Source organism: Pseudomonas sp. KH_050 (assembly GCF_057838875.1).
In genome coordinates this window covers 4,020,746-4,044,109 of sequence record NZ_CM174478.1, presented here as the reverse complement: position 1 = coordinate 4,044,109, position 23,364 = coordinate 4,020,746, and the positions used below count along the sequence as shown (strand labels likewise).

Annotated in this window: 20 protein-coding genes and 3 pseudogenes; 12 read left to right on the top strand and 11 right to left on the bottom strand. The window is 57.8% G+C overall.

The features are described 5' to 3' along the window. Positions 1–558: 558 nt before the first annotated feature. Together AC3IUA_RS18365 and AC3IUA_RS18360 are read right to left on the bottom strand one after the other, a co-directional pair. Complete coding sequence (locus AC3IUA_RS18365; RefSeq protein WP_489356031.1) at positions 559–1,935, bottom strand: MFS family transporter; 1,377 nt, start codon at positions 1,933–1,935, stop codon at positions 559–561. 75 nt (positions 1,936–2,010) lie between these two features. Beyond that, the gene (locus AC3IUA_RS18360; protein WP_489356029.1) at positions 2,011–2,136 is read right to left on the bottom strand and encodes a hypothetical protein; all 126 of its coding nucleotides are present in this window, start codon (positions 2,134–2,136) and stop codon (positions 2,011–2,013) included. A 294-nt stretch (positions 2,137–2,430) separates the two neighbouring features. On the opposite strand from AC3IUA_RS18360, the gene AC3IUA_RS18355 reads away from it, so the two are divergent. Further along, positions 2,431–3,354 carry a LysR family transcriptional regulator gene (locus AC3IUA_RS18355; protein ID WP_489362397.1) on the top strand — a complete coding sequence of 308 codons (924 nt, stop codon included), beginning with the start codon at positions 2,431–2,433 and terminating at the stop codon, positions 3,352–3,354. A 138-nt stretch (positions 3,355–3,492) separates the two neighbouring features. Then, positions 3,493–4,107: pseudogene (locus tag AC3IUA_RS18350) on the top strand (MFS transporter); the annotation flags it as partial. Here AC3IUA_RS18350 and AC3IUA_RS18345 read toward each other — a convergent pair. Next, a complete protein-coding gene (locus AC3IUA_RS18345) occupies positions 4,088–4,957 on the bottom strand; it encodes a LysR substrate-binding domain-containing protein (RefSeq protein ID WP_489356027.1) in 870 nt (289 codons plus the stop codon). The pseudogene AC3IUA_RS18350 and the gene AC3IUA_RS18345 sit on opposite strands and share 20 nt — an antisense overlap. A gap of 135 nt (positions 4,958–5,092) precedes the next feature. Here AC3IUA_RS18345 and AC3IUA_RS18340 point away from each other — a divergent pair, with 135 nt between their 5' ends. From AC3IUA_RS18340 to AC3IUA_RS18325, 4 genes are all read left to right on the top strand, one after another. Continuing rightward, a complete protein-coding gene (locus AC3IUA_RS18340) occupies positions 5,093–6,145 on the top strand; it encodes an agmatine deiminase family protein (protein WP_489356025.1) in 1,053 nt (350 codons plus the stop codon). 4 nt (positions 6,146–6,149) lie between these two features. Then, positions 6,150–7,058 (top strand): N-carbamoylputrescine amidase, encoded by a 909-nt coding sequence (aguB, locus tag AC3IUA_RS18335; RefSeq protein WP_489356023.1) that lies wholly within the window; start codon positions 6,150–6,152, stop codon positions 7,056–7,058. Position 7,059: 1 nt separating this feature from the next. Further along, positions 7,060–8,163, top strand: a complete 1,104-nt coding sequence (locus tag AC3IUA_RS18330; RefSeq protein WP_489356021.1) for an extracellular solute-binding protein — start codon at positions 7,060–7,062, stop codon at positions 8,161–8,163. Positions 8,164–8,234: 71 nt separating this feature from the next. Beyond that, a complete protein-coding gene (locus AC3IUA_RS18325; protein WP_489356019.1) occupies positions 8,235–8,330 on the top strand; it encodes a twin-arginine translocation signal domain-containing protein in 96 nt (31 codons plus the stop codon). 40 nt (positions 8,331–8,370) lie between these two features. Here the strand turns inward: AC3IUA_RS18325 and AC3IUA_RS18320 are convergent, their stop codons facing one another. The 3 genes from AC3IUA_RS18320 to AC3IUA_RS18310 all read right to left on the bottom strand — a co-directional run bounded on the left by AC3IUA_RS18320 (position 8,371) and on the right by AC3IUA_RS18310 (position 10,199). Further along, on the bottom strand, positions 8,371–8,679 hold the full coding sequence (locus tag AC3IUA_RS18320; protein WP_489356018.1) for an antibiotic biosynthesis monooxygenase family protein: 309 nt from the start codon (positions 8,677–8,679) through the stop codon (positions 8,371–8,373). Positions 8,680–8,742: 63 nt separating this feature from the next. After that, entirely contained in the window at positions 8,743–9,165 is a 423-nt protein-coding gene (locus tag AC3IUA_RS18315; RefSeq protein ID WP_489356016.1) for an MAPEG family protein, read from the bottom strand. A gap of 80 nt (positions 9,166–9,245) precedes the next feature. Continuing rightward, positions 9,246–10,199: a diiron oxygenase gene (locus tag AC3IUA_RS18310; protein ID WP_489356014.1), complete on the bottom strand. Its 954-nt coding sequence runs from the start codon at positions 10,197–10,199 to the stop codon at positions 9,246–9,248. A gap of 200 nt (positions 10,200–10,399) precedes the next feature. On the opposite strand from AC3IUA_RS18310, the gene AC3IUA_RS18305 reads away from it, so the two are divergent. Further along, on the top strand, positions 10,400–11,356 hold the full coding sequence (locus tag AC3IUA_RS18305; protein WP_489356012.1) for an AraC family transcriptional regulator: 957 nt from the start codon (positions 10,400–10,402) through the stop codon (positions 11,354–11,356). On the opposite strand, the pseudogene AC3IUA_RS18300 reads toward AC3IUA_RS18305, so the two are convergent. Beyond that, positions 11,357–11,449: pseudogene (locus AC3IUA_RS18300) on the bottom strand (GntR family transcriptional regulator); the annotation flags it as partial. A gap of 49 nt (positions 11,450–11,498) precedes the next feature. Further along, entirely contained in the window at positions 11,499–12,740 is a 1,242-nt protein-coding gene (locus AC3IUA_RS18295) for a PDZ domain-containing protein (protein ID WP_489356010.1), read from the bottom strand. Positions 12,741–13,529: 789 nt separating this feature from the next. On the opposite strand from AC3IUA_RS18295, the gene AC3IUA_RS18290 reads away from it, so the two are divergent. The 4 genes and pseudogenes from AC3IUA_RS18290 (at position 13,530) to AC3IUA_RS18275 (ending at position 16,774) form a co-directional block, all read left to right on the top strand. Next, entirely contained in the window at positions 13,530–13,835 is a 306-nt protein-coding gene (locus tag AC3IUA_RS18290) for an SDR family NAD(P)-dependent oxidoreductase (RefSeq protein ID WP_489356008.1), read from the top strand. A gap of 26 nt (positions 13,836–13,861) precedes the next feature. Continuing rightward, positions 13,862–14,344, top strand: a pseudogene (locus AC3IUA_RS18285) (HvfX family Cu-binding RiPP maturation protein); the annotation flags it as partial. 254 nt (positions 14,345–14,598) lie between these two features. Further along, the gene (locus tag AC3IUA_RS18280) at positions 14,599–15,045 is read left to right on the top strand and encodes an HvfA family oxazolone/thioamide-modified RiPP metallophore (RefSeq protein ID WP_489356006.1); all 447 of its coding nucleotides are present in this window, start codon (positions 14,599–14,601) and stop codon (positions 15,043–15,045) included. A gap of 280 nt (positions 15,046–15,325) precedes the next feature. Then, the gene (locus AC3IUA_RS18275) at positions 15,326–16,774 is read left to right on the top strand and encodes an amidase family protein (RefSeq protein WP_489356005.1); all 1,449 of its coding nucleotides are present in this window, start codon (positions 15,326–15,328) and stop codon (positions 16,772–16,774) included. Positions 16,775–17,047: 273 nt separating this feature from the next. On the opposite strand, the gene AC3IUA_RS18270 is transcribed toward AC3IUA_RS18275, so the two are convergent. The 3 genes from AC3IUA_RS18270 to AC3IUA_RS18260 form a co-directional block, all read right to left on the bottom strand. Further along, a complete protein-coding gene (locus AC3IUA_RS18270) occupies positions 17,048–17,989 on the bottom strand; it encodes a GlxA family transcriptional regulator (RefSeq protein ID WP_489356003.1) in 942 nt (313 codons plus the stop codon). Between the two features lie 922 nt (positions 17,990–18,911). Next, complete coding sequence (locus AC3IUA_RS18265) at positions 18,912–20,705, bottom strand: alpha/beta fold hydrolase (protein WP_489356002.1); 1,794 nt, start codon at positions 20,703–20,705, stop codon at positions 18,912–18,914. A 521-nt stretch (positions 20,706–21,226) separates the two neighbouring features. Continuing rightward, entirely contained in the window at positions 21,227–22,255 is a 1,029-nt protein-coding gene (locus AC3IUA_RS18260; protein ID WP_489356001.1) for an amino acid ABC transporter substrate-binding protein, read from the bottom strand. A gap of 226 nt (positions 22,256–22,481) precedes the next feature. On the opposite strand from AC3IUA_RS18260, the gene AC3IUA_RS18255 reads away from it, so the two are divergent. After that, positions 22,482–23,339: a LysR family transcriptional regulator gene (locus AC3IUA_RS18255; protein WP_489362395.1), complete on the top strand. Its 858-nt coding sequence runs from the start codon at positions 22,482–22,484 to the stop codon at positions 23,337–23,339. Positions 23,340–23,364 lie beyond the last annotated feature (25 nt).

Genomic DNA, 23,364 nt, shown 5'->3' with positions numbered 1-23,364 from the left:
GGGCGATGGGGAACTGCGATAGCCACAGGTTTTGCGTGCTGTCAGATCATTTCAGGCAGTGATGCTCAGCCTGGCGGGGGTGCATAGGTGCGGGCAATATCGCAGATGTAGGTGTTAGCGGTAACTATAGGCGGTCCAGGCGCAGTGTTCTGGGGGTATTACTCGGCGAGCTTTACGCCAATACTGATCGCCATTGGGGTGCAAGTTTTCGAATTTCATGCCGATACGGATCGCTTTATAAGGTGTTAAGCCGTTTTTTCCAGGCCTTTGCATCTTTCAAGGGCTCGCGGTATCCGTGCGGCACTGTTTCAAGCGATCCGAATCCGTGCCACTGCCTTCGCTGTGATCAATGTCGCCGTTGGCATCGAGGTAGATGTGCGTATTGGAGTGGTCATCGGAAGTAAGTAGGAGCGTTCCGAAAATCACTTAGTCCCAAAGAGTCTGGCGGGTCAGAATCATCAGCATGGGTGGGTCGCTGTGCTGCTACTCAGAGATGCAAAAATGGGCCCATGGATGACATGGGCCCTTTCAACTAGCGCGGCTGCAATCGTCAGTGCCTCAAGCCCTCGCAGCGTGCGGCTTGGCACATCCCTTCAAACCGGTGCGTTCTTCGACCTCACCGGAACCGCTGATGTACCCATAGCGCGACAGGTTCGGCATCAGCATCGAGGCGATGAACGTGATGCTCACGATCGCCGCGACGTAGAAGAAGAAATATTCCTCGATACCCTGCGAACGGAGCGACAAGGCCACGTATTCAGCGGTGCCGCCGAATGCGGCATTGCCGATGGCATAAGGAAAGCCTACGCCCAGTGCACGTACCGCGGGCGGGAACAGTTCAGCTTTGACGATCCCGGCAATCGGGGTGTAGAGCGACGCAATGGCCAGGCCACCAAATACCAGCAGGAACGCCGTAAACGGGCTGCTGACCGATTGCAGCGAATAGAGCAGGGGGATCACCATCAGCATGGCCAGCCCGGAAAACATCAGCATGTGCGCCTTGATCCCGATGCGGTCGGCGAGCAAGCCAAACAGTGGCTGGCAGAACATGAAGCCGACCAGGGCCGCCGTCATGATGAAGCTCACCGTTTCCGGACTGAAACCTGCAGAGATCACCAAAAACTTCTGCATGTAGGTGGTGAAGGTGTAGAAATACAGCGAACCACCGATGGTGAACGCCACCACCAGGGCGACTGCCCGTTTGTGTTTGAACATGCCGCGCAGCGAGCCGGCATCTTTTTGGTTCATGTCTTTTTTGCTGGCGGTTTCATGCATTGCCCGCCGCAGATACACCACGACGATCGAGCTCAGGGCGCCGATGAAGAACGGAATCCTCCAGCCCCATTCGCGCAACTCTTCAGCGGTGAGGGTTTGCTGCAGAATGACCACGGTCATCAAGGCCAGCAGCTGACCGGCGATGATGGTGAAGTACTGAAAGGAGCCATAGAAGCAGCGCCGGCCCGGTGTCGCGATTTCACTGATATAGGTGGCGCCGGTGCCGTACTCCGCGCCTACCGATAAGCCCTGAATCAGTCTGGCGACGACGAGCAAAACCGGGGCAGCCACACCGATGGTTTCATAGGTCGGCATGATGGCGATCAGCAGGGAGCCGGCGCACATCATGAACACCGAGATGATCATCGAGACCTTGCGCCCGCGAGTGTCGGCAATCCAGCCAAAAATCCAGCCGCCGAGGGGGCGCATGAAAAAGCCGACCGCGAAGACGCCGGCGGTTGCGAGCAGTTGGCTGGTGGTGTCGCCTTTAGGAAAAAACGAAGACGCGAAGTAGATGGCGGTATAGGCGTAGATGAAAAAGTCGTACCACTCCACCAGGTTGCCTGAGCAAGCGCCCATGATGGCTTTGACTCGATTCGGATTTTTCACCGGGTCGGTCTTGGCGGCGTGGTCGGTTGAGTCTGTAGTTGATGCGGACATGCTGTTCACCCTTTCTTCAAGGCGAGACGATACGAGGAGCGTCTCCGACGTTGCTGGCTCGACGGGTTGATGTACTTAACGCAGCGGCTTTAACCCGCTGACGGTCAAGTAATCCGGGGAGGGGGGATGTCGGCGAGAGGTCTGCTGTTCGTTGTCTGGGTCAATCGGCCGGGTCAGGTAAGGCGAGACGTTGTCAATCATGGCGCAAGTCCTCGTATCTTATTCTTGTAGTGAGTCGAACGCGCTTGGCGCTGACGTTGATTGCACGCTACCGCAGAGTGGCGAGGGGAATAAGCCGTCAGCCAGGCCTAACTGATATACCGAAATTCTATAGCTTGCCTTGCAGCCCCTGCAGGCTGGGGGATACCGCCGGCTCGAAAGCCGCCAGGCCCCATGCGACGTGGGGCCTGCGACATTCCAGGGGGCGCTAATGCGTTTACACTGACACTACGTTCGACGCATATCGCGCCGAGCCCGACTTTGACTGGCCTGGTAATGGATGTCGTTCAACTCAAAACCCTGATTCATGTGGCCGAGCTAGGCAGCCTCAGCAAGGCCTCCGATCGGCTTCACATCGCGCAACCGGCACTTAGCCGTCAAATTCGATTGTTGGAAAAAGAACTCGGCGCCTACCTGTTTGACCGACATGGCAGGGGAATGGAAATTACCGATGTCGGCCGCGAGGTGCTGGCGCATGCCACCCGAATCATGGAAGAAATGGAGTCCATTCGAAGCTCGGTGGTAGGTGGAAGGTCGTCTTTTCGTGGAACGGTGGTCATTGGTACAACGCCGACGGTGGCGGAAATTGTCACCGTCCCCCTGGTGCGCAAGATCAGAGAGGCGCATCCGAATCTCGCCGTCAGGTTTTCCTCGGCCTTCAGCGGCTACTTGCTGGATTGGGTTCAGCGCGGTGAATTGGAACTGGCCATTTCCTATGACCCTCAACCCCTGCATACGCTGCGAATCGTGCCGGTGATGATGGAGAATCTGCTGCTGGTCGGGCCCGCCAGTGCCAACCTGCGCATCGACACGCCGGTGTCCTTCGAGTCTTTGGCCGAGCAGCAACTGGTATTGCCAAGCGCTCGACACGGCCTTCGCGTGATCATGGATAACTGCGCGCGTGAAGTCGGGATCAAGCTCAAGACCAGCGTTGAAGCTGACTCTTTCGGCGCGATGATCGACCTGGTCCGCAATGGCTTTGGTTTAACGGCGCTGCCTTTGGCGTCGATCTACGCACAAGTCGAATCCGGCGTGTTGTCTGCCGCGCCCCTGGTCGATCCCGTTCCCATGCGCAAACTGGTTCAGGTCTTTCCCGCGGACAGGCGCGTCAGCCCCGCCGCGAAATTTGTCGGGGATGCTTTTATCGAGATTGCCGCGGATCTGGTCAATCGCAAGATCTGGGCCGGACATCTGCTCTGAGCAACCGGCGCGTCCAATTCGGCGGTATGTCTCCCCGTTACAGCCGCCAGTTCTTGGCCGGAACCCCCCACCACTGATGACACTGTGTTGAACGATCAAACTCGATTACCTGGCATGTTCGGCATTTTCCTCTTGGGAATGCTGCAAGTTCTGGTCTGGGGAGGTTCATTTTTCCTGATGGCCGTCATGGCTGACCCGATCATGAAAGAGACGGGCTGGGCCAGCCAGTGGGTCTATGGCGCACTGTCTCTGAGCATTCTTGTTTCTGCGGTGCTGGCGCCATTGATCAGTCGGCTTATCGCCCGCTACGGTGGTCGCCCGATCCTTGCCAGCAGCGGCCTGGGTGTCGCCATCGGATTGTTTCTGATGGCCAACTCGGCCTCACTGCCCATGTTCCTGTTGTCCTGGGCAGTGATGGGTGTCGGTATGGCGTTGGGGCTGTATGAAGCACTGTTCGCCACTTTAGGCTCTCTATACGGGGAGCGGGCGGGGAGCGCGATTACTGGGGTCACGCTTATTTCAGGATTTGCCACAACGCTTTCCTGGCCTGCGGTTGCGCTGGTCATCGAGCACTTTGGATGGCGCTCAACTTGCGTGGCTTATGGGGTGTTGTTGGTCGTTGCAGTGGCACCGCTTTATCTGTGGGTGCTTCCCCGTGGCGCGGCCCCACTCGCAAAAAGCAATGCCATGGGTGACGCAAACCGCTCAATCGACCGGCGGATCTATGTGCTGCTCACGCTGATTTTTTACTTGCTGCCTCCAGATTACTCAGCAACCACTCGCTGAAGCTTCGCGCATTGTTCTCACTGTCGCGATGGGTCAGCAAGGCCCAGTTCGGGCCGCGAATCGTTTGCTCCACCAAGGGTTGCAACACTCCGTTGGCGCGCGCCTGCCGGCTCAGTAACTGGCTGACCAGGGCGATACCGAGCCCCGCGCACGCGGCGTCCAGCAGCAGGCCGGGATCGGAGAAGTTCAGCCCCTGATCTTTCTGGCCGACATCGATGCCTGCCTCCACCGCCCAGTGACTCCAGTCCATTTCCCGCTCGCCGTGAAGGGTGGTGCGCTGTTCGCGTGGCAGCGCCAACAGGTTCGGGTGACAAGCAGGGTAGAGGCGGTCTGCGTGCAGCACCTTGAAGCTGCACTCGGCTTGGGAGCTGATGTCATCGCGTACCGCCAGGTCGATGGTCTGAGTGGTCATGTCCGGGACTTCATCGGTACTGAAAATCCACAGATCAACGTCCGGATGCTGGCGGCGAAAATCCCCCAAGCGTGGCAGCAGCCAATGACGGGCGAACGCCGGGGTGGTGTTGAGGACCAATTGGTTGGGTTTCTGGTACTGCCCAAGGCGGCGAATGCCGACGGCCAGTTGTTGCAGCAGCGCCTGGGTGGTGCTGAGCAAGTCGTGACCCGCATCGGTCAGGCTGACGCTGCGTCCACTGCGAAAGAACAAGGGTTGCTCAAGGTACGCCTCAAGGCTGCGGATCTGCTGACTGATGGCCGACTGGGTGAGGTGCAACTCGGCGGCGGCCTTGTGGAAACTGCCCAGTCGGGCGGCTGCCTCAAAGCCGCGAAGCGTGCTGAGCGGTGGCCAGTGCTTGAGCATATTGATAAGTTCCTCTAATCACTTTTCTGCAAAATCCATCGTTTGTTTGCCCGTTTTTACAGCCGTAGCATACGTGCCAAGACCGCCAAGGCAGTTTTGTTGAACACAATGGCTTAACTAAATGGGCTTTTTATCATGCAGCAGAATGAAATTCAAAACGCCGGTTGGATGATGCCGGCAGAGTGGGCTCGGCACGCCGCGACCTGGATGGTTTGGCCGCACAACAAGGCCCTCTGGGAGTCGGGTTGGGGCGTCACGTTGCCGTTGGTGCAGGAAGACTTCGCTCGCGTGGCCAACGCCATTGCCCGTTTCGAACCGGTGAAAATGGTCGTCGATCCGTCTGCTGTCGCCAGTGCCAAAGCCTTGTGCGGGGCCAACATCGAATTGATCGAGTTGGCGGTGAACGACAGTTGGTGCCGGGACTCCGGCCCGAGCTTCGTCTGCCACCCGCAACAAGGCCTGGCCGGTGTGAGTTGGCGCTTCAACGCCTGGGGCGGCAAGTCGGCGCACGATCTGGACGAAAGCCTGGCGCGCCGCGTACTCAATCACCTGGGCGTGCAGTGCTTTGGCACACCGTTGAGTAACGAAGGCGGCGCCATCCATGTCGACGGCGAAGGAACGCTGATTACCACCGAGTCGGTATTGCTCAACCCCAATCGCAACCCAGGCATGAACAAGGCTGAGATGGAGGCGATCTTCAGGCGTCAGCTGGGCGTGAAGAAGACGATCTGGCTACCGGGCGATCCGGACTATGTGACTGGCGACATGACTGATGGCCATGTCGATGGCGTGTGTGCATTCGCACGCCCTGGCGTGTTGCTGGTGGACGCCACCCATGACAGGCACTCGGTGTATGCCGAGGTGGCCCGCGAGAACCGTCGTGCCCTGGAGCTGGCCACCGATGCCCAAGGCCGAAAATTCGAGCTGATCGAGCTGTATGAAGCCACCGATGCCGTCGACACCGAAGCTGAAGTGTTCTGTGCCTCCTACACCAACTTTTACATCGCCAACAACGCGATCATCATGCCGGCCTATGGCATTGAGGCCGACCAGGCGGCTGCGACAGTGTTGGCTCGGGCCTTCCCCGACCGCGAAGTGGTACCGGTGCGGATCAATCATCTGGCGCATGGCGGCGGCGGTGTGCATTGCATCACCCAGCAACAGCCCGCCTGGCCATTGGAGGGTTGATGCCATGACCCTGTTGACGATTGCCACCACCCAAATGCCCTGCACCTGGGACTTGCAACACAACCTCGATCAGGCCGAGCAGTTGGTGCGTGAGGCGGCTGCCAAGGGCGCCCAGGTCATCCTGCTGCAGGAGCTGTTTGCCACGCCGTATTTCTGCATCGAGCAAAGCCACAAACACTTGGCCCTGGCCGAAGAATTTCGAGACAGCCCTGTACTCAAGCGTTTTGCCGCATTGGCCAAAGAGTTGGGGGTGGTACTACCGCTGAGCTGGTTCGAGAAGGCCGGCAATGCCTACTTCAATTCCTTGAGCGTGGCCGATACCGATGGGCGCCTGCTGGGGGTGTATCGCAAGACCCATATCCCCAACGCCATTGGTTATCAGGAGAAGGAATATTTCAGTCCCGGCGATACCGGCTTCCGTGTCTGGGACACGGCGTTCGGGCGCATCGGCGTGGGGATCTGCTGGGATCAGTGGTTCCCCGAAACCGCGCGCTGCCTGGCGTTGATGGGCGCCGAAGTCTTGCTGTTTCCCACCGCCATTGGCTCTGAACCTGGCTGCGCAGCCCTGGATTCACGGGATCACTGGCAGATGACCATGCGCGGTCATGCGGCCGCCAACATCCTGCCGGTACTGGCGGCCAATCGCGTCGGCCGAGAAGTGGCGACCACTGATTCGACCCTGCAGATGAGCTTCTACGGCTCGTCCTTTATCTGCAACCACAAGGGCAAATTGCTCGCCGAGGCGGACCGTGACAGCACCGGCGTGCTGGTGCACAGCCTGGACCTGACCGCCATGCGCGAAGAACGTCAGAGCTGGGGTATCTACCGCGACCGCCGTCCGGACATGTACGCGGCGCTGCTGAGCCAGGACGGTCGTCATATCAATGCACGCTGGAACACTCAAGGAGTTTGACATGCACGTTTCCAAGAGACGGTTGCTCGGCGCCTTGGGGTTGACCCTTTGCTGTGTCTTGCCGTCGCTGCACGCGGAGGAAAAAACCCTCAGGCTGTACAACTGGGCCGACTATTTTGCCGAGGACACCCTGAGCCGATTCACCGCCGAAACCGGGATCAAAGTGATCTACGACGTCATGGATGGCAGTGAGACGCTGGAAGCCAGGATGCTGGCCGGCGGTAGTGGTTATGACCTGATCTTCCCGGGCGACACCGTTGCCGAGCGCTTGATGCGCGCCGGCAGTCTGCTGGCGCTGGACCGGTCAAAACTCACGGCCCTGGAGGACATCGAACCCGGTTTGCAGAAGCTGCGTACGCATTATGTGCATTCGGATCAGGCCACTGTGCCCTACACGTGGGGCACCATCGGCCTGACCTACAACGCCGAGCAGATCAAACAGCGCATGCCGAATGCCCCGGTCAACAGCCTGGACATGCTGTTCAAACCGGAACTGGCCGCCAGATTTGCCAATTGCGGCATCTCGATGATCGATTCGCCGGACGAAGTGCTGGCGGTCGTGCTCAATTACCTGGGCCGCGAACCACGCAGCGCCAAGCCTGAGGACCTGGCCGCGGCGAGTGAATTGCTGCTGAAACTGCGGCCACACATTCGCAAGTTCCAGTCGCAGCCGGTGACCGACCTGGTGAACGGCAACCTGTGCGTGTCGCTCGGTTACAGCGGCGACATGACCCAAGCGCAACGGGCGTCAGATAGCGCCGGCAAAAGCACTCAATTTGAGTACCGCATTCCCCGTGAAGGCACCACGGTGTGGATGGACACCATGGCAATACCGGTCGACGCCAAACATCCGGAGTACGCTTATGCGTTCATCAACTTCGTCATGCGCCCGCAGAACATGGCCGCCATCAGTAACTTCACCGGCTACCCAACCTCCAATGCCAAGGCACGTTCGAGCGTCGATGCGACAATGCGCAATAACCCGGATATTTATCTCGACGATGCCACTTATGAACGGCTGATTCCCGGCAAGGACATTCCCCAGCCTGATATGCGGGCGCGCATGCGAACCTGGACCAGGTTCAAGACAGCCACCACGAAATGACTTCCGGCCGGTGTCCAGGCAACCGGCCTTCGCAAACCATGTAATAACGACAAACATTCAGGAATCAACACATGTCGACTCGCCGTGAGTTCATCAAGCAGGTATCGGTCGTCGCCGGTTTGGGTGGCGGTCTCCACTGTGTGACCAGCCACCAGCCGTTGGCATAGTCTGGATCAACTCATTGATGTTCATCTCTCATCCAGTCGTTCAAGTACCCATAGCGTGTTGATTGAGGAAGCTGCTGATCTGCATCCGACGCACTCGACCGCTGCTCAGCAATTCAATGAAGAGGGATAAGTCCGAATGTTGGAAGTGTCGTTCCATCGCGGCCCGTGTACGCCAATAACTAGTCACTACCCATGTGTTTGTATTCCACCGGCACCGCACGACGAGGTAATCCATGCATTCTTCTATCTGCCCCAGCTTATCGATGATGGATTCCAGCTCAGTGCCCAACTGGTCGGCATGGTTGGACTCTGCATGGACGTGTATCACGTTGACTGCCTCTACGGACATGATCAGACTCCTCGAACAGGATTTGCAGGACCAGGCCTGGATTCATTCCTCTATTTAAGATATTCATACGCCGTAACTAGCGGCTATAACAATGAGCGCGAGAAAACAGACCAACTGAACGCAAAAGAAGGTAAACCGAACCGCCACGAACGTATCGGTTTGCACATGGGATACGTGAACCAGAGACTGGCACACGCGAGCGATCAGGACGATGATGGACAAGTAGTTCACTGCCGGACCGTTGACACCAAGGGCTGAAATCACCCACACGATGGCGCCAAACACCGGCAGATTTTCCACACAGTTCGCGTGTGCTCTTGTCCCGCGCCGATACCAATCCTCGCCTTCGAGCTGATCGCTTCGGAAAGAGCCAATCGGAACACTCGAGAACAGGATTCTGACCCAGCGATACACCCCGACGGTTGCCATCAACAGCAGCAAAGTCCAGGTCGCAAATCCAAGCAACATCCACATCGGTATTGTCATGGCTGCCATCCTCGATCAATCATTTTCAGCACGTCATCCCGCAGCAGCGCGGCCGACGCGCGGTCGGTCGCGCCTGTCGATCAATGGCTCATGATGGGTGCCAGTGCGGTCTGAATCATGGACATCTGTGCTGGCGTAGTCATGCGCGTAAGCAGCCGGCCAAAGTGGGGATGCTGCACACCCGAGATAATGTATTGCCAGCGGTAGGCGCTCAGCACGCAGGCTTTGATTTGCGCTGTCTCATCGACACTGAACGATCGTGAAACATTTCCAATAAAGTAGTCGGCATCGGATGCCGATTGTGCCTGCAGGATTGCGTCGACGGCCGCCACCAGCGCAATCAGATCGTTCACTGCCTGGTCGCGCTCGGCTGGCGAGAGTTTCGCGTGCTCCGCCTTCCACTCCAGTTCATCGAGTACGACGTGCCGGCTTTCATCCTTCCAGTGAAATTTGAAGACATCCTTGAACAGTGGGCACAACTCCTCGTGTGGGGCGATGCTTTGCGCGTAGTGCGCCTGGACAAACAGCTCGATATGACAGGTCAGCGCCAGCACCGACCAGGTGCTGGCCGCAAGTACCGCGCGCGCTACATCGTTTGGATCGGCAACTTGGCGATATCCCGCTGGCAATTGCGAACCCATCATCGTCTCCATGCGCCGGAACAGCTCCTGATGCTTGATCTCCTCGTTAGAAAAGCGCACCAGCGCTTCGAGTGCGAGCTGATCGTCAAATACATGGGCCCGACCTTGATCGAGCATTTTGGCACTGATAAAACGCTCGACCAGGCCAAAGATATACGCATAGGTTCGGCCCTGAATCTGACTGAGCAGGCGCGCCTCGTCCGCGGTGAGAAAGGTCAGGCGGTCGATCCGCGATAGTCCGTCGGGCAAGAATTTGTGCGAGAAGTCGAAACTCCGGTCCTGTAGCAAATCGCGATCGATCTGCCATTCCGCTTTCTTCGATGATCTGACAAGTTGAGCATAACGGGCGGCATTGCCCGAATCTGAGCCGGGTATGATAGCGACGGTGTTCATATCGATCTCCTGCTTCCCCTGGTCGAGTAGGAATGGGGCAATGACGGTTAACGTCGGAGCCAATGACCTTGGGTGAAGTATCCGGGGATAGCCTCGATCACTGAGTCCGCGTTGGTGCTAATCTAGGCCTCGCAGTTCAGGCGATGAATGACCAGTGCGCCTGATTACGTGCTCCGGACTCCGGAAAGGAGGGCTGGCAATTGTTGGATGCGTTTTCGGATGTCTTGCGTGTGATTCGGCTCTCTGGAGGGATCTTCCTCGAGGCGGAATTCACTGCGCCCTGGTGCATCAACGGCAGAATCTCTGCGGACGATTGCAAACCGTTCCTGGCGACACCTCGACATATCATTGCGTCGCATTTTGTCGCCGCCGGAAACATGCAATTACGGATAGACGGTGGTGCCACCATCGACGTGCGGGCAGGCGAACTCATTCTGCTTCCGCGCAATGACGCTCATACTTTTGGCAGCGACCTGAGCATTGCGCCCATGCCGGCGAGCGAAGTTGTTCGGCCGCCAGAAGTCGGCGGCATTTCACGAATCAAGTACGGCGGGGGCGGCGAGGCCACGCAGTTATTGTGCGGATTCCTCGGCTCCGAAACACCCTTCAGCCCGTTGCTTTCGGCGCTGCCGTCCTTATTGAAACTGGACTTGCGCGCGACGGCTTCGGGAGCCTGGATTGAAAGCTCATTCCGTTTCGCTGTCAGTGAGATCGCGGCGGGGCGCGTCGGCTCGACAACCGTCATCGCCAAGCTATCCGAATTGCTATTCGTCGAAGCCGTCAGCCAGTATGTCGCGAGCCTCCCCGCTGAGCGGCGCGGGTGGCTGGCGGGTTTGCGGGATCCGCATATCGGGCGCGCATTGGCGCTGCTCCATGCTCGTCCAACCGAGGGCTGGACTGCAGAAGCCCTGGCGCTTGAAGTGGGCATGTCGCGCTCGGTATTCGCGGAGCGATTCACGGCATTGGTCGGACAGCCACCGATGCAATACCTGACGCTCTGGCGTATGCACGTGGCGGCTCAACACCTGCGCGAAGGCCGCGGTAATGTGGCGCAAATCGGCTTCGCAGTCGGCTACGAATCCGAAGCCGCATTCAGTCGTGCATTCAAACGCCAGTTCGGTACATCACCCGGCACCTGGCGCAGGCAATCAGCATGAAAAGGGCGAGGTGATGATCCGCACCAGGGCTGAATTACCAGTCATTTTCGCTAATCGGTGGTGGAACTTGCGGTCGTCATCCGGAGGAGGGCGTCATGAGCTGCAAGTGCGGTATCAGGACGAAATGCCCGCGCTGAGTCAGCTACGGCCACCCCACAATTTTTAGAGACGAGTCATTCTTTTGCGAGCGTTTCAACTGGGCGTCTGCATCGGCTCGAGATTCGTAGCAAATGAGTCCTGCATCTTGCTTCGACGCATCAAGGCTGGCTTTAGGCTTCATTTGATAGATGAAAGCGTTTTGCATTTTAATCGTATCGGCATACTCAAAATCCCCCCAAATGCCAGGCTGGGATTGTTTTACTTTTTCCACATAGCCAGTGAGCCGAGTCTGAAATACAGATCCGGTCCGATCGGTATCGCTAATTTCAACCACCGGGCTACAAGTCGAACCGCGCTCTTCCCCGACAGTCAGGTAGGCATAACAATAATTTACGGTGCTTGCTATTTTGGCAGGTTCAGCGATGGGTTGCTGAATTGCAGGTAGAGTTGCGGCTGCGGAAGCGTTCAGGGCTGCTACAGTCGGCAGTGGCGTCGCCGGGCCGGCCACTTCGGTATTAGCCACCTTAAACGTCGTATCGCGCCTTAACTTCAAATTCTGCACTGATCCAATAGGTGCATGGCCTAACACTGTACGTAGATCGATGGCATTCCTTATCGGCTTATCATTGACCGCTGTGATCACATCGCCCACTTTGATTCCTGCTTTGTCCGCAGCGCCTTTTGGAGCGACAAAAAGTACCATCGCCCCCTCGGCAGGAATTTTGTACATCGCCACATACCGTGGATCTATATTGTCCATGCTGATACCAATACGCCCGCCGACCCAAGTAGACGGAGGGCAGTTTTTCTCGCTCATTGCTTTGCTTCTTGCTGCAATTCGGGCTTGAGCTATCTGCTGACCCTCGATGTCATTGGCCTTTTTTCTGCCATCTAGACGCTCATGGGCAAATACGACGGCAACTTCAAGGTAATCGCAGGACTCGTTGCGGTATGCGTCAGGTACTTCTGCCGCGATTAGCGCCGCAGTGGTTGTGGGTGCTGCAGCGCCGGCACCCGGCGTTGCAGGTGTGGCAACGGACGACGAGGATGGCGAAGTACCCGTTTCCGAGTCATTAGAAAGGAGTGGCACAACGATCAAAGAACCGGCGGCAACCGCCCCTAAGGCCGCCACGGTCCCTGAGTCCACGCCTGGCATCATCGAGCCCCCTATCGCGCCTAACATGGCCAGATCACCTATTGCTCCTTCGGTAGAACAACCATTTATGCCTGCAAAACAGCAGGCGATGGCTAAATAGCGGACCGGCTTCGAGATGTGTACGAGCATGAAACTCCCCTGGGCTGTGACGATACGCACTCGTACCTTTCGGCATCATGGCAATTCGCCTTGATTTTGTATATCACCAGATCGGGATAAGCACTTCGAGCGAGAAGACCCTCTGTGGGTGAAGGGGAGTGGCCAAATCGCAGACAAAGAAACGCCTGGTAATCCTCTCCGGAGTGGCAATATCTACTTTGTTCATGGCTGGCCACTTCTGGCCGAAAAGAGGTCGTTCGTGGATGGCTGCTTTCGACCGATTGAGTTGAAAAAGTCGACCCGGCCAAGTGGGCAATGCATTGAGCGGTGAAAACGTCATTTTTGTACGCTGCTACGTAAAATCCGAGTCCTGATCCTTCTGCGTGTGGTGCGGATTTCAATCTCAGACGCGTTCTTTTTTACCCGAAAACCGAAGCCGACTTTTTCAACACAATCGACCAATAGCTGCCTGTGAGAGCCGGCAGAAACCGGCCAGATCAGTCGGGCCGCTTGCTGTTCGGCAATTTTTCTTTGTCCGTAGAAACAAGCTACTTCTAATCCAGCAACTTATCTCGAATGAGGTTGAACAGGGGCAGTAGCTGTTCACCGCACTGAATCACCCAGCGCGCCAGCGTCTGGCGCGGGATAGCTCAGCTTGCGGCTCCGAGCTTCATTCCGAGCCAGAACGGGCAGACTCAAAGACGTGAGTTTCGCTAACGTGACGGCGCAAAAGGAGGTATCTACGTCATTTAGGTCAAAAGCCTGTTGGCGTAGATTTGTTCCTGAACCCGGTATCCCCGCCGGTTAAAGGGAACTGCCATGAACACCCACATCCACCAAGGTACTGCGCTGGTAACTGGTGCATCTTCTGGTATTGGCGCTGTTTACGCTGACCGGCTTGCCCGTGCTGGCTACGAACTGATCCTGGTTGCTCGCCGCGTCGAAAAGCTTCGCAAACTGGTGCGGGCGATTACCACGCGCACCGGCCGCTCGGTCGAGACTATCGCAGCTGATCTCACTGACGCTGACGATCTGGCCCGTGTTGAGCGCGTACTTCAAACCGATGTCAGCATCACCGTGCTCGTCAACAATGTCGGTATCGGCGCGACCGGCCCTTCGAAATAGGGCACGCATTGCCCGAGGAAAACCAGATGTCGAACCGAAACCAACAAGTCGAGCAGTCGCTGACATCCCGTATTGATGTTGTCGGGCTTTGGTTGGCGCCCTTTGGGCTCCGCATTTTGCTCGCATGGGAATTCTTCGAATCCGGACTTGAGAAGCTGCAAGGGGCGAACTGGTTCGCCGACCTTGGCGACAAGTTCCCGATGCCCTTCTCGTTGCTGAGCTCGAATACGAATTGGACCATGGCAACCTGGTTCGAACTGGTCGGCAGCTTCGCTTTGCTGCTCGGCTTGGGCACCCGCTTTGTCGCACTGTCACTGTGGGCGCTGACAATAGTGGCCACCTACACCATTCACTGGCCGTCGGATTGGTCGAGCTTGAGCGAGCTGTGGCAAGGCTACGCAATCAGCAACGATGGCTACGGCAACTACAAGCTGCCGTTGATCTACCTGGTGATGCTTTTGCCGCTCATCCTCAACGGATCCGGTCGACTAAGCCTCGATCATCTCATCGACGTCCTCCGAGACTCAGCAAGTAAGAGCTCTGCTGGTCCGAGCGTTTGGGGGCTTGTGCTCCTGACGTTGGGGGTGACGGTTTCGCTATTGTTGCCGTGGGTGGGAGGCACGTTGGCGGGCATCGCAGCGATCCTGCTGGTTTTTCCCCGCAGGCCTGGCTCCGTTCAAATGCCGCTTTCCAAATCTTGATTGCTACTGCATTTCGCAGTGCTACCCAGCGGCTTCGCCGCACCCCACCTGGAGAAAATGTAATGTCCAATAAAACCATCCGTAACAAGAGTCTTGGTCTGATGAGCGTCGCGCTGGCCGGGATCGTTCTGAGTGGATCGGCTTTTGCCGTACAACAATTGCCGCAAGGCTACATGCTTGCCGCGTCGCACACTGGCGCTGAAGGGAAGTGTGGTGAAGGAAAGTGCGGTGGCACGGAGACCAAGACACTGTCAAAGACCGCCGAAGGGAAGTGCGGTGAAGGCCAGTGCGGTGATGCGATCTTCAACACGATCGATACTGATGATGATGCGCGAATCTCGCGCGCCGAGTTCCTCGTGGTTGAGCCGAAGGGGCAAGCCGTATTCGCGAAGAAGGACACCAACACAGACGGCTACATTGATGAAATGGAGTCGTACCTGAGCGTCAAGGCGGCCTATAACGAGAACGGCAAGGAACTGCCCAATGGTCTGTTCTCTACCAAGGAGTGAACCATTCACTTCATCGTCATGCGCCTCCGCTTTACGCGGGGGCGTTTTTTTATGGGTGCCGCCGTGCCTGTGTTTAATTCAGGCGCCGCAAGTTTCTGCCGACGATGTTGACCTTATCTGAACGCGATGTGGATCTTCGTTAGGTCGCTCTGATCCATTGGCGGACGGGCAATGTCCCTAAACGAGGTATATTCGACATTTCGGACTCGGCGCGGTGTGGGTAGATTCAAGTCACGAAGGGAGCATCCCTCGTCTCAACCCAACCTACCGTGAGGTTTATATGCTTAAGGGCGATGACACTGGAATATCACCTGACAGGTTCAGCGAACTTGGTGTTGCTGCTGCGGCGGCCGCCATACGTAGAGGCGACATTTCGTCAGAATCCTATACTGCGGCGCTACTTCGGCGAGCTCGCACTTTCTCTGACCTGGGCGCCTTTATCACGATCGACGAAGCCGCAGTGCTTGCCGCGGCGAGAGCCTCTGATACCGCTCGCGCTACTGGTTCTACTGCCCCGTTGTTGGGCGTTCCGGTTGCGGTCAAGGACAGTTTTCTAACGCAAGGTCTACGGACAACACTCGGCATCCGCAGTTTGGAGAACTTTGTGCCAGCTCGAGATGCAGAGGTCGTTAGAGCGATCAAGGATGCCGGGGGCATAGTGTTCGGCAAGAACAATCTTGTGGAAATGTCATATGGTTTGACCGGACATAACAGCCACTTCGGCCAGGCGAAAAATCCGCACAATCCTGAACACGTGACCGGAGGCTCTTCGAGTGGCGCGGGAGCATCGGTAGGCGCTCAGATCGTGCCCGCGGCTCTCGGCGGTGACACCGTGGGCTCTATCCGCGTGCCAGCGTCGCTCTGTGGTGTAGTGGGGTTCAAGCCCAGTCCGGGGCGGTGGTCTGGTGATGGGATTGCTCCCATCTCCCATACGCTCGATACAGCGGGTGTATTCGCGCGCACAGTTGAGGATTGCGCACTGATCGACCAGGTTGTCACGAAAGCTAGATCTACCGTTCATGGTGACTGGACGGGTCTTAGAGGAATCCGGCTAGCCTATGCTCCCCGGCAACATCTTGAGCGTATCAATCATGAAGTTGAGGAGCACTTCAAAGAGACGATTCGTCGGCTGCGTGACGCTGGTGCGGAAGTTGTCGAAGTAGACCTTGGTGAAGATTTCTTCGCCATGACCGAAAGGTCGACGTGGAGTGTTTTCTTCCATGAGACGATGGAGTCGGTCGCAGGCTTCCTTCGCAAGAATCGGATACCGAGCTCATTTGAAGATATCTACAATGAATTGAAGCCTGGCTTGAAAGATGCATGGGGCCATCTTGTATTGCCGAGTGGCGCTGGATTTATTTCCCATGAGACATATCAAACCGCGCTTGATCATGATCGTCCGGAAATCCAGCGCCGATTCAATATGGCATTTTCCAGCAGTGGGGCTCAGGCGCTCATCATGCCAACTACACCTTGTCCTGCGCCAACGATTGAGCAACAGACGAAGTTCACCATCGCAGGGCAGGAGGTCGACGACCGAGCTCTCGCGAGGCATACCGTCGCTGGGAGCATCGCAGGGTTGCCGGGCATCAGTATTCCGATGGGAATGTCCAGCAACGGACTTCCTATCGGACTGGAAATAGACGGCAAGAATGGTGACGACCGAAAACTCCTTGAACTTGCTCGTCGCGTGGAGGCGGCAGTAGGTGCGGTAGCACGCTCCGTCTGAACGATAGGGCATGTATCAATTGTGTAACCGTGGTTAACGGAGATACATCTAGTCATGGCCCGGTCTTAGCTGGTCCGGGCCGCAAAACATAATTCAATCCCATAGTGACAAGAGAATTCGCTTGCTCGCTTCCAGGCGACGAGGTGATTGGCTATTCGTCGCGGACAACTTCAGGGCGAAATTCAAGGGATATAGCCTTTTGGCAGGCGCGTCCGAAGTGCGAACCCAAGAGCTGCAGGGGCTTGATATAGCCGCAGATACTGATCAACCTTCCTAAACTTCCGCCAATCGCGCATTGCGTCGCAGAACCTGCGGGGGCTGCCCGAATGCACGCAAGAATGCGCGGCGCATTCGCTCTGTATCGATAAAACCGGTTTCGGAGGCGACTTCGTCTATTGAATGACGGCTTTGCTCTACCATCACCCTCGCTGCCTCTAAACGAAGGTGTTGGACTGCTTTGGCGGGCGATTGTCCGGTTTCGGCTCGAAACGCTCGACTGAACTGCCTTGGGCTCAGATGGGCTGCGTTTGCCAGTTCTTCTACTGTAAGCGGGGCGCGCAGATTCTGGCGGGCGTGTGCCAATGCACGTTGGATGCGATCGGACTTGGCGTCTAACTCCAACAGCGTCGAGTGCTGAGACTGTCCGCCGGCACGTCGATGATAGACGACCAAGTCTTGGGCAACCTTACGGGACAGTTCCGGGCCAAAATCCTTCTCAATCATGCCAAGCGCCAAGTCTATGCTGGCGCTCATCCCGGCGGAGGTCCAGATAGGTCCGTCGATGATGAAAATTCGATCGTCCTCTACGTGTGCTTTCGGAAACTGTTTCTGAAGATCGCGCGCATGAAACCAGTGCGTGGTGACTCGTCGACCATCGAGCAATCCGGCTTCACCAAGTATAAAGGCCCCGGTGCAGACCGATGCAGTGCGCCGTGTGGACTCGGATGCCTTACGCAGTTGCATAATCAAGTCAGCCGGAGAGGGTGCCGGATGCATCGAGCCAGTGACGATCAGCGTATCAACCTTGCTGCTCGACAGCGGACTCGTTTCAACAAGGACACCAAACGAGTTGGGAACAGCGCCACCGCTCTCCGAGAGGAGTCGGATGCCATACAACGGCTCATTCGCCGTGCCGTTAGCGAGCTCGAACGCGGAAACTGCTGCCAATCCCATGATTTGGAAGCCGTGCGGCAAAACAAAGCCAATCGTGATCATAGGACAAACCTCTGTGGCCTGACATGAGCTATACGGGTATTTCAAGCCATGGTCAATCATCTTGCATCCCACTCGGCCCCTGAAAAAATGCCGGTCGATTCCCTCGTTATCCTGAGGTCACGAAGGCGGACTGGACTGTACTGTGAAGGTCGGGGTCATGAGGAATAGATCGGCGGTAGGGGCGTTCGCGCTGTCAGGCGGAGCTTTGGTTTCTGGTCCAGTGTGCGGTGGTTGTTTGCAAATGGTCCGAATCACCATTGAGGGCTGTACGGTAGCCCATCGTTTATTGATGTGCATTGAACAGCCACGCTTCAGTAACCTGCCCTTGAGAGCGCAGAGGCGGCTACTTCTCGCTGTTTTCTACCTCATGCGATAGGTAGCTATGGGTCGAAATTAGCCCTTCACGACAGGCAGTTGTTGGCCGATTGCTGCCTGTCGCAAAGGGCAGCAACCAACCCAGGCTGTGTGAAAACGTTTTAGAGCAAGTTTGACGGTCAGAATCGGAACGAAAGTCGCGTTCCTACGCAAATTTCAGGTCTGCTGACTAACCAAACGCTGGCAGATTTTACGTAGCAACGCAGACTTCAAAACGGTGCATGCGTTTTCTCACACAGCCTGGGCCCAAAGCTGTCAGTCGTGAACGCCAAGATGCTTCTCCGTTGTATTTCTCAAGAAGCTGCAACTGCCCCGATCGCCTCCAATTGCGCCCTCGCCACCCAGATGCCGTGCAGCGTTCGATCTTCAGCGAACGTCTGAGCCGAGACAGTGACAGGATGCGAGTCGTTGGCTACCGCCTGATCTTTAGCCATCTGCCATCGATCATTCCGAGACTCGAGGGCCGCGCCGCTCAGTCGATCCTCACCTGCGCAAAGCGCTGAAACCCACGGTTGGCGTGGGTCAGCTCAAGGAATAGATGGCAGCCTCAACGCTCCATGACATAAGTGCCAGGTGCGGGGCAGAGTGGCGGGTACTTGCGCGAGCCGAGCTTCTTCGGCGCCGGCAGGCTGTCGCCCGAGCGCTGCCCGATCCATTCGCGCCAATGCGGCCACCAGCTGCCTTGCTGGCGCTCCCCGGCGTTCTGCAGCCAGGTTTCCGGGAACTCGGCGACGGCAGGCGCTGCGTAGTAGAACGACTTGGGATTGCCCGGCGGATTCACCAGGCTCTGCAGGTGGCCGGCGTTGGACAGCACGTAGGTTGTGTCCTCGCCAAACAGCCGGGCGGTGCCGTAGCAGCCCTGCCAGGGGGTGATGTGGTCGGTGGTGCCGCCAATCACATAGGCGCCCACCTTCACTTGGGTCATGTCGATCGACTCGCCGGCAATCTCCAGGGAGCCAGGGTTGCTGTAGGGGTTCTGCTGGACCAGGTCGAGGTAGTCCGCGTGCAGTTGGGCGGGTAGCCGCGTGGTGTCGTTGTTCCAGGCCAAAATATCAAAGGCCGGCGGCTTATTGCCAAGCAGGTAGTTGTTGACCCAGTAGTTCCAGATCAGGTCGTTGGGTCGCATCCAGGCGAACATGCGGGCCATGCCCTGGCCGCTCAGCACTCCCTTGCGCCGGGAGCTGGCCTTGGCTGCGCGTAGGGCGGATGGGTTGGTGAACAGCCCCAGGGTGGTGTCGTCCAGCGCCGAGGGCATGTCGAGCACGCACACGGCCCAGCTGGTGTTGGCCACCTTGTGGCCTTCGCCACGGGCCGCCAGCCAGCCCAGGTAGGCCGCCAGGGTGATGCCGCCCGAGCAGGAGCCCCACATGTTCACATCCGGGCTTCCGGTGATCCTGCGCGCTACGTCCACAGCCTGGTCGAGGCACAACGCGTAATCGGACAAGCCCCAGTCGCGGTGCTCGCTGGTGGGATTGCGCCAGCTGATGACGAAGAGGTTTACGCCGCTGTCCTGGATCCACTTGATCAGGCTTTTCTCCGGCGACAGGTCGATGGCGTAGTACTTGTTGATTTGCGGCGGCGACATCACCAAGGGCCGGGCATAGACCTTTTCGGTGGTGGGCGCGAACTGCAGCAGCTCGAACATCTCGTTGCGAAACACCACTTCGCCCTTGGCCGTGGCGATGTTTTCCCCAACCTTGAACGGCGTGCTGTCGACCTGGCTCGGGAGTCCACGGTTGTTCAGCATATCCTGGCCGAATTGACGGATGCCCCGGGCCAGGCTCATGCCACCGGTATCCACCATCTTGCGCAGCGCCGCTGGATTAGTCAGCGGCGAGTTGCTCGGTGCCATTGCATCGGCCAGGAGCGCTGCTATGAACCGGGCTCGGCTCTTTTCCAGCGGGGCAAGGTCGGTGGATTCGATGAAGCGGGTCAGCTCACTTTGGCCGGCCAGGTAGCTCTGCAGCAGCGCGCGTAGGAAGGCGTTGGATTGCCAGGCGGGATCGGCGAAGCGCTTGTCCTTCTGGTCCGGCGCAATGCTGGACTTGCCGCCGACGATACCGCGCAGCTCCTTCAGGTAGCCACCCAGATGAGCGCCAGCCTTGAGCGGCGACTTGCCCACGGCCTTGAGCAGGTAACCGGCCGAGCTGGCCAGGTCCGCCGCGCGCACACTGACTAGCGGATTGCCTGCCGGGGTCTGGTTGGCAGCCGTGCCGATCAGCTCTTGTTGCTGGGTGTTGTCCGGGAGATCGACATCCTTGCGAGCGCGACGTTTTCGGCCGGTCGCCGGGGGGCGCTGGGTAGGGGTTGCGGTCTCGCTCGTTCGGGTGGATCTGCTCATGGCGGCTCTCGTGTTTCCGGGCGCTGTGTTGTTTTGCACCGACTCTAGGGCAGCAGCGGCTGCGGCCACCTCGCATCGCACGACAGCGAATTTTCATTTCATGACAAGGAAATCGTGGGGCGACGAGCTGAACGGGTGGCCTGCGGGACAGGCAGCGTTCACTTAGAGGGGGAAGTGATAGGTATCTTTAGAACCGCACCTGCATTTTTTCCGATTGCATTCGATCCAGAGTAGGCCAAGGTGAATCGACCACGTTTCAGCAGGCAGCTTCGAGTGGCCGCTTCTGGCCGATTTCTGCCTGTCGCGACTGACCCGAAGCAGCCTTTCATCAATGGCTGGAAGCGGCGACTAGGCTCCTGAGGCAGGCAGTCAAATCACGAAACGGTTTTCGCCATCTCAGAGGTGGCAATATCTACTTTGTTCATGGCTATGGCCCCCGATAGGCACCCTGTGAAAGCTTAGTGGGCGTTCACAGGGTGGGACGGGGTAACCATTTTGTGTTTTACAGAACTTTCAACACTTCAGCGCACAGGCGGTGCGTACTGAATCCCGCCGTTGTTCCACAAGGCGTTGAGGCCTCGCTTGATCTTCAGCACGCTGCCCTGGCCAATGTTGCGCTCAAACACTTCGCTGTAGTTGCCGACCTGTTTGACTATCTGAACCACCCAGTCCTTGCGCAGCTTCAAGTCCTTGCCGTATTCACCATCGGCACCCAGCAGCCGTGCGACATCCGGGTTCTTGGTGTTCTTGGCCTGCTCTTCGACGTTCTGCGAGGTGATGCCCATTTCCTCGGCGTTGAGCATGGCGAACAGGGTCCACTTGACAATACTGAACCACTCCTCGTCGCCCTTGCGCACCAGCGGGCCGAGCGGCTCCTTGGAGATGATTTCCGGCAGCACCACGAATTCGTCGGGGTGGGCCATTTTGATCCGTTGGGCGTAAAGGCCCGACTGGTCAGTGGTCAACACATCGCAACGACCGGCTTCCAGGCCCTTGGCGCTTTCATCGGCGGTGTCGAAGGTGATGGGGGTGTATTTGAGGTTATTGGCGCGAAAGTAATCCGACACGTTGAGTTCGGTGGTGGTGCCAGCCTGGATGCAGATGGTCGCGCCGCCCAGTTCCTTGGCGCTGCTCACCCCCAGTTTGTTGTTCACCAAAAAGCCAATCCCGTCGTAATAGGTCACGCCGGTGAACACCAGGCCCATGCCGGCGTCCCGGGAACTGGTCCAGGTGGTGTTGCGGGAAATAAGGTCGATCTCCCCCGACTGTAACGCGGTGAAGCGCTCTTTGGCGGTCAACTGGCTGAACTTCACTTTCGACGCGTCGCCAAACAGCGCGGCAGCCACCGCGTGACAAACATCGACGTCGATCCCGGTCATTTTGCCCTGAGCGTTCGGCACGCCGAACCCCGGCAGGCCATCGCTGACACCGCACTGGATAAAGCCCTTTGCGGTAATGGCATCCAGCGTCGCCCCCGCTTGAGCGGTAGCGGTCACACCCAACAGGGCGGTGGCGGCCAGCAAGGCCAGGGTGGATTTCATGCTCTTCATGCCAACGACTCCCTAGTGTTTCTTGTTATTCGACGCACATGTCGCGCGCCTGCACGCACCCGATAGTGGATGAAATCCTTGATGCCGGTCTGTTTTAGTGGTTTTTTAGCCGTCCAACAAACGACCTTTCGGCAAGCGCTCCTTCCGGTTTGGAATGAACTGCCCCTGGCGCCGCATCCGTTCCCCTTTAGGTGGCCTCGTGTTTTCAAAACGTTTAACGCCGTCGATGACCGCCCTGCAGTGCTTCGAAGCGGCCGCTCGCCACCTCAGTTTCACCCGCGCCGCCCAAGAGTTGCACCTGACCCAAAGCGCCGTCAGTAAGCAGGTGGCGCAGTTGGAGGAAATGCTCTGCCACAACCTCTTCGAGCGAGTGCGCCAACGCCTGCACCTGTCGCCGGCCGGCGCCTTGTACCTGGCCGAAGTGCACAAAATCCTCAATCAGGTGGACATCTCCAGCCGCTACATCCTCAGCTACGGCGGCGAAACCGAAGTCCTGCGCATCGCCACCCAGCCGACCTTCGGCGACCGCTGGCTGGTGCCCAAGCTCAAGGACTTCGCAGCGCTGCACCCCCGCATTCACTTGGAGGTTCGCACCGATCTGGAGCCTTTCGACGTATTGCAGGCCAAGGCCGATATCGCGTTTTTCTACGGCCAGGGCTCCTGGCCGGGTGCGACCTGCATTGAATTGTTCAGTGAAGATGTGGTGCCGGTCTGCGCCCCGGGGTTCGTCGCCAGCACCGAGATCGCCCCTTCCCAACACACTTTGCTGCAATGCACCTCCCGCCCTGAGGCCTGGCATGCATGGTTTCTGGAACAGGGTCTGCATTCGCAAAACAGCTATCACGGCCCACGTTTCGACACGTTTTACATGTGCATTCGCGCCGCCCAGTCGGGGTACGGCGTGGCGCTGGTGCCCCGGTACATGGTGAGCGACGAACTGGCCCGGGGCAGCCTGGTAATTCCCTGGGATTACGCGATGCCCAGCGCTGGCGCACACTTCATCGCCCATGCCGAGCATGCGGGGGAAGTGCCCAAGGTGAAGGCGTTTTTGCGGTGGATGGTCACGTATATCACGCCCGCCTAGGACTCCCGTGGCTCTATGTGGGAGC